This is a genomic window from Paraglaciecola aestuariivivens, from assembly GCF_052983255.1.
In genome coordinates, this window is the sequence record NZ_JBRKBA010000002.1 from 211,908 (window position 1) to 226,023 (window position 14,116).

Below are 14,116 nucleotides of genomic sequence, written 5' to 3' on the forward strand. Positions count from 1 at the left end.
AATTAGTTCAAAAGATAAGGGCGTCTGTATCCAAATAACCCTTCGCGTAATAAATTGCGACTGGTGAAGTATACATGAAAGCCCGATTCAAATTCATCGGTACTTTGCACACCATCATCATTAAATCTGTTACTTAAGTTACGTTGGGCGACTAAGCTAATGGTCCAGCAACATGATTCATATTGCACCCCTGTATAACTTTCAACTGTACGGTTTAGTTCTAAGTCATGATACCAACGGCCTACCCATTGCCAGTTTTGGCTAAGTGGCCAACTGGTGGTAACACCCACTTGATTGATTTCTTCTGACGACAAATCTCGTACATACCTGTGGTTGAACTGCAAAATTTTATTTTTAGCCAGTTGGTATTCTAACGATACACTACTGCGTTCAATTTTATCGGTAATAGTAGAGACCTGGGCTTGAGTATGTACATACCACTTGCTGCCTATTTGCCAATCAAGCTCTGCCGCCAGAGCTGAACGGTCGTCTTTTTTCGAGGCGTCTAACACTTGATTGTCTTTTAAATAAAAAATTTGCCCTAGGCTAAGTTTAAAGCGCTCTTTGTTGTTGGCATCAATAAAGCGGGTCGTCATACCTAAGGTAATTTGGTTGTTATCGCTAATGCGATCTAAACCGGTAAATTCTTGCCCTCTAAATAATCCAGCAAAGTTGTTAAATAAACGCGTGGTGTCGTACAGACCTATATTGGTTTGGTCTTGGTAGCTGGTGTACAAATATTGAATTTTAGGTTCAAAGGTTTGAGTTGAATTGCGGCCAAACCAATCTGTGGCACGCTCAAAAGCTAAGGCTCCATAAAGTTTGGCTTGGCCTAAGGTACGAGTCACATTTTTTTCTAATGGAGTATTCTCAATATTATCTTGTAGGTACTGAGTATGTAAAAGCGTTGCTTCAGCTAAAAACTCGCTCCATTGATTTCTATATGGGTATCTGATTGTAGGCGCAAAATGAAAACGCCCTGCTGTTGGGCTAGTAGGATCATTGCTTTCAAAATAGGCTAACTCAGACTGTACTTCAATCTCGGCCCCTAAACCTAATGGGGTCAAATAATTTAGGCGAATTTCGGGCAGGGCACGGTAACTATCTGGATGATCACCTAATACTTCAAAATCTCTAAATTGCGCGGTGATATCTAAATTATCGGAAAAATAGCTTAACCCTAGGGTTTTATACAAATGAGTATCAGCACGGGTGTAATAGTCTGAGCCTAAGTCTACTATGTAGTTGTCGTCACTGAGTCCATTGAGGTCGGCGTTAATGCGCCAGTTGTCGGCCAGTACTCCGCTGTGTACATAACGATAAAAATAGCGGCTTTGGTTGTTGTTTAATTTGGTATCTTCGGGCAAGTATTCTAAATTTATTTGCCCAGAGTGTTGTTCAGTTAGATAACGAACTTCGGTTTTAAGCTGCAATCCACGCTCTGTCATAAGCCTAGGACTAAAAGTAAGATCGTAATTGGGCGCAATATTCCAATATAGGGGTTGTTCTATGCTCAAGCCTGTTGCGCTATCACTTTCTAAAGAGGGGTAAAGTAAACCGCTTTGTCTTTGGTCGTTTACCGGAAAAGAAAAATACGGCAAATACAAAACCGGCACATCTTTTACATAAAATCTTGCATGCTTAACTACGCCGCGCGACTGGTCGGGTGAAAGCTCAATGTTGCTGGCCTGAATTCGCCACACTTCGTTATCTACAGGGCAAGTGGTAAAGCTTGATTCAACTAAGTTAATCCCTGTTTGTTGGCTTAACGAAATTTTTTCAGCACGACCATGGCCCTGCACATTGTTTAATTGGTACAACGAATTTTCAATAAGCAGCTCATTTGAACGCCTATTTAACTGCACATTTTCGCTGGTAACAGTGATGTTGTTGTCTTGGTAGCTTACATTGCCGGTGGCTTTTAAACTTTGGGTTTGGCGATTTAAAATAGCTTGGTCAGCTTGAATTTTTAACTCTGTGCTGTCGATTTCTACTTTGCCATTAAATTTTGCAAACAGATTTTGTCTAATATCGCTATCTTGAGACTTGACTTGAATTTGTCCTTCAAGCAGGGAATTACTAAGATTTGGCCCTGGCAAAGGAACAAAACAGCGCTCTTGTGCCTCTGCGGCACCAATGGACAATAGCAGCATGCCGATAAGAGTGAATTGGTTGTTTTGTATACTAGACAAGAAAGATGTGGCCTAAAGTTAGCTTAAAATTACAGACTAAAGCTGCAATTTTAAAGGTTTCATTAAGATTTACCAGTAAACTTGCAAAAAAAGCCTTATTTCGCCATTCTTTGCAGTATTACATTGCTTAAAATTGTTTACCCACCCAAGTTTTTTCTTGAATAAAGTAGCAAATTTACTTAAGTATCTCTTTGACTTAATACAACTATAGACGGTTAACCCACACAAATGATTGGAAAAATTTTAGGAACCATTTTTGGCTTTATGTTTGGACGTATCCCTGGCGCAATACTGGGATTTATAGTGGGGCACATGTTTGATAAAGGTTACAGCCAAGACTTTAATCAAATGGGCGGCTTTAACCGTTTTTTTACTAGCCAAGACGAGTTTAAAACTCAAGCTATTTTTTTCCACTCTCTTTTTTCGGTCATGGGGCACATTGCTAAAGCCGATGGCAAGGTAACAGATGTTGAAATTAAAATGGCCAGCACCTTGATGGATCAAATGAATATTCAAGGGGATATGCGCAGCGAAGCACAACAAGCTTTTAGAGAAGGCAAAGCTGCAGATTTTGCCTTAAAGGAAACCGTCAAAGAATTTAAGGCTTCATGCCATGGTCGCCGTGACATTTTGCAAGTGTATTTAGAGATATTGATCCAATCGGCTTATGTTGATGGCAAGTTAGACAGGGCTGAGCAACAAATTTTAGAAACTGTGGCGCAATACCTTGGCTTTAGCCAGCACGATTTGTTGTATTTAATGTCGGCGTTTGAAGCAGAAATGCGTTTTAGACAGGGTACAGGCGGCAGACAACAGGGGCAAAATAACTCCTACACATCCCAACAATCTCTCGACGATGCTTATAAAATTTTAGGGGTGTCAAAAGCTGACGACGATAAAACCATTAAAAAAGCCTACCGCAAATTAATGAGTGAACATCACCCAGATAAATTGGTGTCTAAAGGGTTGCCTAAGCAAGCGTTAGAAATGGCTAAAAATAAAGCGCAAGATGTGCAAGCTGCTTACGAAATGATTAAAGACAAACGTGGTTTTAGATAATCAATGTTGAGTTTTACTCAAGTTGAGTTGCTTGATTTATTTTTCCGTTTTGCCGCAGTGGGTAGTTTAATTTTTATAGCTTTTGTATGGCTAGAAAAAAACACCTCAGAGCATATTTGGGTGACACGCAGTTTATTAATCTGTCTATCTGGTTACTTAGTTTTAACCGCACCAATTAATGACCAAACCTATGGCTTCGTACGTGGCTTAGCCTTGTTATTGACTGAATTATTACCTTACTGTCTTTGGCTTTATGTTTTTGTGTTGCTTAACCCCAAGACCTCTTTGTCTAACTTGCCTTGGCTAGTGAAAGTTGCAGCCTTGAGCATGCTGATGTGGTTTATTTACTTTTTTGCAATAATGCAAGGCAGAGGTAGCTTTCATACAATAAATCACCTTTTTGGCATAGTCATTTATTGTCATATCGCCTTTATGGCGGTCTATGATTTTCAAGATGATTTGTTAGCACAAAGACGAAAAATGCGGGTATTGATGGCGGTGTTTTTTGGGGCTTATAGTGTTTTGTTAGCCCTGTTAGAAATCTTTGATTTGTCGCTACGAGGTAGTACTTTATTTAGTGTGATAAATTCTTCCACCATCTTCATGTTGATATTTTTGTTCTCTAAGCTTGCTCAGATTACGCAAAATAGTGCCAATCCACAGCCGACTATTGACCATGAACAGCAGAGTAACGCTGTACCAGCAACATTTAGCGCCGAGTTAGCAAAGGTGAATGAATTGATGGAAGCGCAATTTTTCGCTCAATCCAACCTCACCATAGGTGTTTTGGCTAAGACCATAGACATACCAGAGCATCGACTGCGAGTATTGATCAACAAACACTTGGGATTTCAAAATTTTTCAGGCTTTTTAAACAGTTATCGTATACCCGCCGCGCAAGCAAAATTGCAAGAAGCTGAATTTTTTAAAATACCTGTGCTAACCATAGCTTTGGAATTAGGTTACGGCTCAATTGGCCCATTTAACCGCGCTTTTAAACAGATGGTTGGTGTGACACCCACAGAATATCGTAAAAATTTTCAAATTCGGGCATAGTTTTTCAAAATCGGCGAGCATCTAACTCGCTGTATTCCTTAGAGTAAAGGCTTTACTAATAAGGAATATTTGTTGTGTTAAAAAAAATTTTAATTGTCATTCTATGTGCTGTGTTTTATCTAATTTGGTTGTCGTGGCCGGTTTATCAATTTTATGCTCATAAGGGAGAAGTGGGGTTTATGCCTTGGGGAGAAATCTCCAAACCATCCAGCTCCCCTCACAGTCAGCAAGTTTTACAGCAAAGATTCAAGCACGTTGGCAATCAGGCATTAGCTTCTTTAGTAAGCCATCAACAAAATATCAATGCTCCAGGTATATCAGCTGCGGTTGGGATAGATGGCGAGCTTGTATGGGGCGGCACTGCGGGTTGGGCGGATATCGAAAAAGCACTTGCGGTTGATGCTAATACTCAATTTAGAGTGGGAAGTACTTCAAAAGCGATTACCGCTACCGGCCTAGCCAGATTATTAGACCAACAGTTGATAGATTTGGATGCGCCAATTTCTGAGTATCACCACCATCTTCCTAACTCACAATGGCAAGAAATAAAGGTTAAACATTTAGCCTCTCACATGTCTGGTTTACCCCATTACAAACAATTTGATGACAAAGTGGGGTTATATAGAAGTATTGCGCTAGATACTCATTATGCCGATGTCAATGATGCCTTAGAGATGTTTGATCAGACCCAATTAAAATTTGTACCTGGTAGTGACTTTAGTTATTCCACTTATGGCACTGTGCTATTAAGTGCTGTGATGCAAGAAGCGGCTGGCTTGCCATATCTTGAACTCATGCAACAACAGGTTTTTAAGCCTCTTGGCTTAGGGTTAACAGGAGCAGAAGCTGAATTTAGCAGTAGTGGAAAATTAGCCACTTTTTATTGGAATAATAAAGGGAAAAATCAACATTTACGGGTTTGGCGACAGGTCGACCTTAGTCATAGATTAGCTGGTGGTGGTTTGGTATCAACCTCATCTGAGTTAGTTAAATTAGGCAATGCCTATTTTGATAATGAATTTATTAGTTCTGCAACCCAACAAAAAATCTGGACCCCGCAGCGCCTGTCCAATGGTCAAGTTAATCGGCAAAATTATGCAATAGGCTGGCGAGTCGATCAGATGGAATATGGCAACAAAACAATAGAGGTAATGCACCACGGCGGGGTATCGAGAGGAGCGCAAAGTCTGTTAGTGTTAATTCCTGAATATAAGTTAAGCATGGCAGTTAATATTAATGCTAATACAGATGATTTTGCGCACTTTTCTAAAGTGTGGAAAATTATCGCATTTTCATTTATTCAGGTGATAGAGCAGACAAACATTCAACCCAAATCCTAAGTTGAAGAGAAATTTGAATGAGTATTAGCAGGCGTGAATTTATTAGTTGGCTGGGCGCGGCGGTTTTATTGCCAATATCCAAAGACGTTCAATCACAACCGCGAGGTAAAGTTATGTATGGTTTGATAGGAAAAATCATCTCAAGTGATAGAGATAAGTTAAGCGCTATTTTAATTGAAGGTGTGGCCGGTATGCCAGGCTGTTTAAGTTATATTGTGGCCAATGACAAGGTTGAAGAGGATGCGTTGTGGATTACTGAAGTATGGGAAAGTGCGCAAAAACATAAAGATGCATTATCTTTACCTTCAGTTGAAGAGGCGATTGAGCAAGGCCGTCCATTGATTAAAAGGTTTGCTGAAAGAATTGAGACTCAACCTTTAGGTGGGCAGTTAGTTGGTTAAGGTTAATTATAGTCTCCAATAAAAAAGCCAAGCTGTATGCTTGGCTTTTCGTTAGTTAAGGGGAGTTACTTAAGGTCAAACCTGTCTGCTTGCATGACTTTTGTCCATGCCGCTACAAAGTCTTGAATAAACTTAGATTTTGCATCGGCGCTTGCATAGACTTCGGCAATGGCTCTTAGTTGCGAATTTGAACCAAAAACGAGATCGACTCGGCTAGCTGTCCATTTTTGCTCGCCCGTTTTACGATCTCGGCCTATGAAATGCTCGGCTTCTTCTGAAGTAGGCTGCCAGCTAATGTTCATATCTAATAAATTGATAAAAAAGTCCTGACTTAGGGTATCGCTTTGTTGGGTAAAAACGCCGTCTTGGCTTTGCTCAAAGTTGGCATTTAATACTCTTAATCCACCGACTAAGACAGTCATCTCTGGCGAAGTCAGGGTTAAAAGTTGTGCACGATCTAACAATAACTCTTCAGTTGAAACAGAAAACTTAGCCTTTTTGTAGTTAACAAACCCATCGGCATGAGGCTCTAGAACAGCAAAGGCCTGTTGGTCAGTCTGCTCTTGTGTTGCATCGGTTCGACCCGGTGCAAATGGCAATGAGACCGACAGCCCTGCATTTTTAGCCGCTTGCTCAACGGCTGCTGCCCCTGCTAATACAATTAGGTCGGCCAATGAAACTTTTTTATTGCCTGCTTGACTGGCATTAAACTGTTTTTGGATCGCAGTTAATACCTCTAATACTTTGTGCAATTGTTTAGGTTGGCTGTGCTGCCAATTTTTTTGCGGTAATAACGCAATGCGTGCGCCATTGGCTCCACCTCTTTTATCAGAGCCTCTAAAAGTAGAGGCTGAAGACCACGCAGTGTAAACCAATTCGGCAATGCTTAACTCACTGGCTAAGATCTGCTCTTTTAATAAAGCGATGTCTTGGCTATCGATTAATGGGTGATCAACTTCAGGAATGGGATCTTGCCAAATTAATTGTTCTTTAGGCACAAGTTTGCCTAAGTACCTTGAAACAGGGCCCATATCTCTGTGAGTTAATTTATACCAAGCTCGAGCGAAGGTTTCGGCAAACAGCTCTGGGTTGTTGTGAAACTTTTTCGAAATAGGTGCGTAAATTGGATCCAGTTTTAATGCCATATCTGCTGTGGTCATCATGGGTGCATAGCTTTTGTTAGGGTTATGCGCATCGGGTACTGTGCCTTTTGCCGACTCAGAGGTTGGGGTCCATTGATGGGCGCCAAAAGGACTTTTAGTTAACTGCCAATCATAGCCCAATAGAGCATCAAAATAGCCGTTGTCCCATTTGGTAGGCGCGGTAGTCCAGGCACCTTCTACTCCACTGGTTATAGTATGTTCACCTTTACCGCTGCCAAAACTGTTTTGCCAACCTAAGCCTTGTTGTTCGATCGGGGCTCCTTCTGGAGCTGGACCTAAATGCGACTCTTCAGCTGCACCGTGACATTTACCAAAAGTATGGCCGCCCGCAACTAGGGCTACAGTTTCTTCATCATCCATGGCCATACGCGCAAAGGTTTCGCGAATATCTATGGCCGAAGCCAGGGGATCAGGCTTGCCGTTAGGGCCTTCTGGGTTGACATATATTAAGCCCATTTGCACAGCGGCCAGTGGGTTTTCTAATTCACGTTCACCTGAATACCTATTGTCGCCTAACCACTTATCTTCGGCTCCCCAATAGATATCTTGTTCTGGCTCCCATATATCTTCGCGGCCACCGGCAAAGCCAAAGGTTTTTAAACCCATAGATTCTAGGGCTACGTTGCCAGCTAATATCATCAGGTCGGCCCATGAAATTTGGTTGCCATATTTTTGTTTAATTGGCCATAACAAACGTCTGGCCTTGTCTAAATTGCCGTTATCAGGCCAACTATTTAATGGGGCAAAACGCTGCGATCCTGTGCCCGAGCCCCCACGGCCATCGCCTGTGCGGTAGGTGCCAGCACTGTGCCATGCCATTCTAATAAATAAGGGGCCGTAATGACCGTAGTCTGCAGGCCACCACTCTTGAGAGTCGGTCATAAGTTGCTGCAAATCTTCACAAAGTGCATCTAAATCTAACTGCTTAAAGGCATCGGCATAGCTAAAGCTGCCTCGCATGGGATCAGATTTTTCTGAATGCTGGTGCAAAATATTTAAATTTAATTGATTAGGCCACCAATCTTTATTAGTGGTGCCTACGCCTGCATTTTTAGTCATGCCACCATGCATGACAGGGCATTTTCCAGATGATGTGTTTTGCATTGTTGTTTCCTTTTATTAAAAACATTAGGCACTGCAATTCAATCTTATCTGTTGGCCAAATTGCAGAAGGCTAGGTAATGAGTCTAAGACAACTTAGTAAAAAGTGGATATTGAATTAAATTGAATCACTTAATCGAATTTTACGATTTAGGCTGTTGCCCCCTACTTAAACAGGATTAAGACAAGCTTCAGTTTTTGTTCATACAGTTAAGGTAAAACTGTAGTTAGACAAAAAGGAGCATATGATGAAGCAACAATTATTAATATCTGTGGTTAGCCTATGGATTTCTTCTATCGCCATTGGCGCTGAGCAAGGCAGTTGGACAACACAGTCCAGCGAGTTTCAAAATGGTAAGCAAGTCAGAGCAACACAATTATTTTCTAGTAAAAATTCAGCTACTAATGAGCTGCTCAAATCGGCTGCTAATAGTCACAGCAATAGCCAAGAGCATAGCCTTAATCTGTTAAAGTCTAGAACTCAGGATACAGGGTTAAATCAAGAGTTTTGGGTATTTGATGCTTGGCTTACCTTGCATCAAGATAGAGATTATGACGGTTATTATCACCATTTTTCACTGGAAATAGACGCTGATACTGAATATGCCTCGGCGCAACTCTACGCTAGACTTTATTTAGGGGTTAACGAAGTGTTTCAAGAGTTTCATGTGACAGATAACTTTACCATTTACGGCGACAGTTCTGATGATTCTTATGTAATAGAAACTGAATTGTTAACAGGCTTTCCCAGCAATGATTATGAAGTATTAATTGAGTTATACGATGCATACACTAACGAGTTGGTGGCCGTGTACGATGGGTATAATGACGCCGATCTGTATTTAATTTCGTTAGAAAGCAAAAACTATGACCGCGCTCCTGTGGTAGTAGTGCACGAGCACGGAGGTAGCCTAGCTGGGTGGAGCTTAGTGTTATTGTTAATAGTGGGCCTTTACAGAATGAAAAACGCCAGTTTAGCTTAGTCTTTCTGCTGCTCTTCTGGCCCAGTGGTATCGACAATCTCGGTGATCATTTTTTGGGTGAGTTTTACTCGCCCTTGTTTTACTAACGCCTCGCGCAGCACATATTCAATTTGTGCATTAACGCTGCGCAGATCATCATCTGCCCAGCGTTGCATAGCCGCTAATACATCAGCGTTTATTCTTAGAGGAAAAGCTTTTTTAGCCATTTAATACAAGCTTCCACTGTTGATCACTGGCTGGGCGTTTTTATCTCCACACAGTACCACCAATAAATTGCTTACCATCATAGCTTTACGCTCTTCATCAAGCTCTACCACGCCTTGGCTTTTTAATCTATCAAGGGCCATTTCAACCATGCCCACTGCACCTTCAACTATTTTACTGCGTGCGGCAATAATAGCTGTGGCTTGTTGGCGCTGTAACATGGCGCTGGCGATTTCTTGTGAATAAGCCAAATGACTTATTTTAGACTCGTGCACAGTTAATCCAGCTTTGCCTAAACGTTCTTGAATTTCCTGCTTTAAGATATCTGAAATATGCTGAGGATGACTGCGTAAAGCAATATCGCTACTGTCATCATCTTGTGGATCATAGGAATAACTGCTGGCCATGTTTCTTAACGCAGATTCAGTTTGAATGGTCACGTAACTTTCGTAATCATCTACTTCAAACATAGCTTCTGCAGAGTCGGTAACCGACCACACCACTATAGTGGCAATTTCTATGGGATTACCTAAGTTGTCATTCACCTTAATTTTTGCCGATTCAAAGTTGCGAATGCGTAATGACACAGTTTTGCGCATAAAAAACGGAATGGTCCAGCGTAAGCCATTGCGTTTTTCGGTACCCACATAACTGCCAAACAGAGTCATCACTTTGGCTTGATTAGGTTGCACCATAAAAAAGCCGCCCCAACAAATTGCTGTAATCAGGCTGCCAATTAAGCTGAAAACTACAAACATTTTGTTGAACATTAACAAGGCAAAGCCAATTTGTAATAAAGGTAGCACCACAAAGAATGCCAAATACCCATTAATTGAAAACCCTTTTTTCTCAGAAATCATGACCGCTCCTATATGATGTCATTATGATATCAAAATTAGATTAGATGCATTTAACTTAAAACGCAATATAAATTTTCGTGAGGGGCTTTGTTGGGAATTAACCTTAGGTCTATTAGCTGTAATTTTTGCTAGATGAAACTGTGCAAAAAACAAACTAATTCATTAGTTTAAGTGTCAGCTTTTTTATCACTTTTTGTGCGTTAATATTTTTATAAATTATAAGGTGTTGTTTTTTAAGTTAAAAAATAATGGGTATGTTTTTTGCTTTTAAGCTGGCCAAATGGGTGATTTATTCCCAAAAAATCTGTTTTGCGCTCCCTGTCATATGGATGTCACAGAAGTAAATGAACATCGCTCCACCAATAAATAATTATTAAAAGTCGGCTCACCGACACTGACCAATTATCAGGAGAAAACATGAATTTAAAATTACCAGCACTAATGGCAGCCTTATGCGCCCCATCAGTGTTTGCTGCTAATGTCTTCATCAACGAAATACACTACGACAACGCCGGTGGTGATACTGGCGAAGGGGTTGAAATTGCCGGCCCTGCAGGCACCAACCTAAATGGTATGAGCCTTGTTTTGTACAATGGGTCTTCTTCTCAATTAAAACCTTACGGAACCGAAGTGTTAACTGGCAGCATTCCAAACCAACAAGATGGTTATGGGACTTTATCATTTGCTATTCCTGGGATTCAAAATGGCTCCCCAGATGGTTTTGCTTTAGTCGATTCTTTGGGCAATGTTATTCAATTTATAAGTTATGAAGGTTCATTTACTGCAGCCGAAGGTCCAGCGGTAGGCATGACTAGCACTGATATTGGTGTAGAAGAAGGCAGTAGTACTCCAGTAGGCCATTCTTTGCAATTAGTAGGGAGTGGAAGTACTTCTGACGATTTTACTTGGCAGGCACCTAGTGCGAGTTCATTTGGCGATGTGAACACTGGGCAAACTTTTGGCGGTGGCGGCCCTGCGGTTGATGTGGCGCCTGTTGTCATTGCCACTAATCCTGGTAACAACACAGGTGTAGTGGCATTTGATGCCAATATCGAAATTAGCTTTAGTGAATCAGTTAACGTAGTGGGTAACTGGTTTACAATTGATTGTTCAGTGAGTGGCACACATAGCGCTAGCGTGAGCGAAGGCCCTCAACATTTCACTTTAAATCCTGATACTGATTTTGCTGAGAATGAAGTATGTACAGTGGTAGTTAAAGCAACTGGTGTGAATGATGTTGACGTTAATGACGGTCCGGATTTTATGGAAGCGGATTATTCATTCAAGTTTGGCACAGCGGTTAATTCTACAATAGTGATCAACGAAGTAGATGCTGATACCGCAGGTTCAGACTCACTTGAATTTATCGAGTTATATGACGGCGGTGTGGGTAATACCTCACTGGATGGCTTGGTTGTTGTACTTTACAACGGCTCTGATAACAAATCATACAACAACGCTTTCGATTTAGATGGTTTTAGCACCAACGAAGAAGGTTTCTTTGTGTTAGGTAATGCCGATGTTTCACCTGCTGCATCTATTGTAATTAACAATAATGCTTTGCAAAACGGTGCAGACGCTGTAGCTATACATTTTGGAAACGCAGTTGATTATCCCAATGACACTCCAGTCAGTGGTTTTTCTTTGGTTGACGCCCTAGTGTATGACACTAATGATGGCGACGATTTAGACTTAATCTCAGTATTAACGCCAGGCCAGGCTCAGCAAAATGAAGGTGGCGCAGGTGATAAAGATAATCATTCAAATGCTCGTGTACCAGATGGTGGGGTTGCGTTAGATACTTCTGTGTATTTACAACAAGTGCCTACACCAGGTAAAAGCAATGTTGAAGTTGTTGAAATCTTTGCAATTCAAGGTAGTGGATTGACCTCGCCATATAAAGATAGATTTGTGGCCAGTAAAAATAACCTAGTTACCGCACTTGATACCAATGGTTTCTTTATGCAAACCCCAGTATCGCGTAGTGATAATGATGTTGAAACTTCAGATGGTATTTTTGTCTTCACTGGCAATACCCCCAATGTTGTAGTGGGTGATGAAGTGAATGTAGTAGGTAAAGTCATTGAGTTCCATAACTTTACTGAGTTTTCTGGTGGTACCAAAGTAACCACTATCAGCTCAGGTAATGCCTTACCTCCACTTGTGGTATTTGACGAAAACACTCCTTCTAAAAATCAACCTCAAGCTGAAAACGAACTTGAACGTTTTGAAGGCATGATAGTAAGTTTTGATGGGGTAGCAACTTCTGCTACTGACCGTTTTGGTGATACTGCTGTTGTAGTAGGTACCCAGCGTGCATTCAGAGAGCCTGGTATTGCATATCCAGGCGAAGCAGGGTTGCCTGTTTGGGATGGTAATCCTGAGATATTTGAATTAAATCCTGATGGCTTAATGCTTGAAAATGAAACCTTCTTTGCAGGACAAAGTGTTTCAGCAACCGGCCCATTAGGCTTTTCATTTGGTGATTACCAAGTTTGGCCAACTAGCTTAACCAAAGGACCTGAGCCTGATTTACTGAAAAAAGTGCGTGCTAGAACGGCTAGTGAAATGACAGTGGGTTCATTAAATATGTACCGTCCATCACAAATTGCTAAATATTATGATGAGCGCTTGAGCAAAATTTCTCAATTTGTACGCACAGTCATGGACTCGCCTGATATTTTAGCTGTGAGTGAAGTTGAAAACCTTGATGTGTTGCAAACCATTGCCGATCAAATCAATAACGATGATTCATCTGTTAATTACACGCCATATCTTATTGAAGGTAATGATGTGGGTGGTATAGATGTAGGTTTCTTGGTTCGTCAATCTGTTGAAATGGATTCGGTAACGCAATACGGTAAAGATACTATCTTTGATTACGACAATAGATTACTCAATGACCGTCCACCGCTTTTGTTTAGTGGACGAGTAATTTCTAATGGTAGTAACTTCCCTATCCAAGTATTGGTAGTGCATAACCGTTCACTTAGCAGTATTGATACCAGCGACCGAGTACGTCATAAACGTTTGGCTCAAGCACAATTTGTGGCTGATATTGTTCAGGAAATTCAAACGGCAAACCCTGCAGCTAATTTAGTAGTAACGGGTGACTTTAATGCTTATCAATTTACTGATGGTTATGTTGATGCTGTTGGTCAAATTGCCGGTACTTCGGTTGAGCAAGACAATATGCTTTGGGAGCCTAGTCCAGTTTTCCCAGCCTTGACTAACCAAGTGAATAATATCCCGGCTAGCGAGCAATACTCATTTGTGTTCAATGGCAGTGCACAAGTATTAGATCATGCTTTAACTACATCTAATTTAAGCAACTTAGTAACAGATTTTGTGTTTGCACGCGGCAATGCTGATTCGCCTGCCAATTTGGTTAATGATGATGCTACTGCGTATCGAGCATCAGATCATGACGGATTAGTGTTATTTATTAATAAAGACTCAGATAACGACAGTGTTGTTGATGGTGTTGATATGTGTGCTAATACCAATATTCCAGAAACAGCGCCTAGTAAAGGTTTGAATCCTAACCACTTTGCTTTATTAGATGGTGATATTTGGTTTGATACTAAAGGTAAAGCCAAAGATAGCTTTAGTTTACAAGACACTAAAGGCTGTTCGTGTGAACAAATTGTTGAACAACAAGGTTTAGGTAAAGGTCATTTAAAACACGGTTGTAGTACTGGTGTGATGAAAGTCTGGACTGAACAAGTTGCAAATCAATAGTAAAGATAAATAACTG

General features: G+C 40.9%; 10 protein-coding genes. 6 read left to right on the forward strand and 4 right to left on the reverse strand.

Annotation, left to right across the window (positions count from 1 at the left end):
- Positions 1-2: 2 nt before the first annotated feature.
- Complete coding sequence (locus tag ACVCDT_RS03955) at positions 3-2,192, reverse strand: LPS-assembly protein LptD (protein ID WP_447131455.1); 2,190 nt, start codon at positions 2,190-2,192, stop codon at positions 3-5.
- A gap of 228 nt (positions 2,193-2,420) precedes the next feature.
- Here ACVCDT_RS03955 and djlA point away from each other — a divergent pair, with 228 nt between their 5' ends.
- The 4 genes from djlA to ACVCDT_RS03975 all read left to right on the forward strand — a co-directional run bounded on the left by djlA (position 2,421) and on the right by ACVCDT_RS03975 (position 6,048).
- Complete coding sequence (gene djlA / locus ACVCDT_RS03960; RefSeq protein WP_447131456.1) at positions 2,421-3,251, forward strand: co-chaperone DjlA; 831 nt, start codon at positions 2,421-2,423, stop codon at positions 3,249-3,251.
- A 3-nt stretch (positions 3,252-3,254) separates the two neighbouring features.
- Positions 3,255-4,307, forward strand: coding sequence for a helix-turn-helix domain-containing protein (locus ACVCDT_RS03965; protein WP_447131457.1), 1,053 nt, complete (start codon positions 3,255-3,257; stop codon positions 4,305-4,307).
- A gap of 74 nt (positions 4,308-4,381) precedes the next feature.
- Positions 4,382-5,647, forward strand: coding sequence for a serine hydrolase domain-containing protein (locus ACVCDT_RS03970; protein WP_447131458.1), 1,266 nt, complete (start codon positions 4,382-4,384; stop codon positions 5,645-5,647).
- A gap of 17 nt (positions 5,648-5,664) precedes the next feature.
- Positions 5,665-6,048, forward strand: a complete 384-nt coding sequence (locus ACVCDT_RS03975) for a putative quinol monooxygenase (RefSeq protein WP_447131459.1) — start codon at positions 5,665-5,667, stop codon at positions 6,046-6,048.
- Between the two features lie 65 nt (positions 6,049-6,113).
- On the opposite strand, the gene katG is transcribed toward ACVCDT_RS03975, so the two are convergent.
- Entirely contained in the window at positions 6,114-8,315 is a 2,202-nt protein-coding gene (gene katG / locus ACVCDT_RS03980) for a catalase/peroxidase HPI (RefSeq protein WP_447131460.1), read from the reverse strand.
- Between the two features lie 245 nt (positions 8,316-8,560).
- On the opposite strand from katG, the gene ACVCDT_RS03985 reads away from it, so the two are divergent.
- The gene (locus ACVCDT_RS03985; protein WP_447131461.1) at positions 8,561-9,295 is read left to right on the forward strand and encodes a choice-of-anchor H family protein; all 735 of its coding nucleotides are present in this window, start codon (positions 8,561-8,563) and stop codon (positions 9,293-9,295) included.
- On the opposite strand, the gene ACVCDT_RS03990 is transcribed toward ACVCDT_RS03985, so the two are convergent.
- Positions 9,292-9,501, reverse strand: a complete 210-nt coding sequence (locus ACVCDT_RS03990; RefSeq protein ID WP_447131462.1) for a type II toxin-antitoxin system antitoxin — start codon at positions 9,499-9,501, stop codon at positions 9,292-9,294. The genes ACVCDT_RS03985 and ACVCDT_RS03990 overlap by 4 nt on opposite strands.
- Positions 9,502-10,359 carry an SPFH domain-containing protein gene (locus tag ACVCDT_RS03995; RefSeq protein ID WP_447131463.1) on the reverse strand — a complete coding sequence of 286 codons (858 nt, stop codon included), beginning with the start codon at positions 10,357-10,359 and terminating at the stop codon, positions 9,502-9,504.
- A gap of 417 nt (positions 10,360-10,776) precedes the next feature.
- Here ACVCDT_RS03995 and ACVCDT_RS04000 point away from each other — a divergent pair, with 417 nt between their 5' ends.
- Positions 10,777-14,100: an endonuclease/exonuclease/phosphatase family protein gene (locus ACVCDT_RS04000; protein WP_447131464.1), complete on the forward strand. Its 3,324-nt coding sequence runs from the start codon at positions 10,777-10,779 to the stop codon at positions 14,098-14,100.
- Positions 14,101-14,116 lie beyond the last annotated feature (16 nt).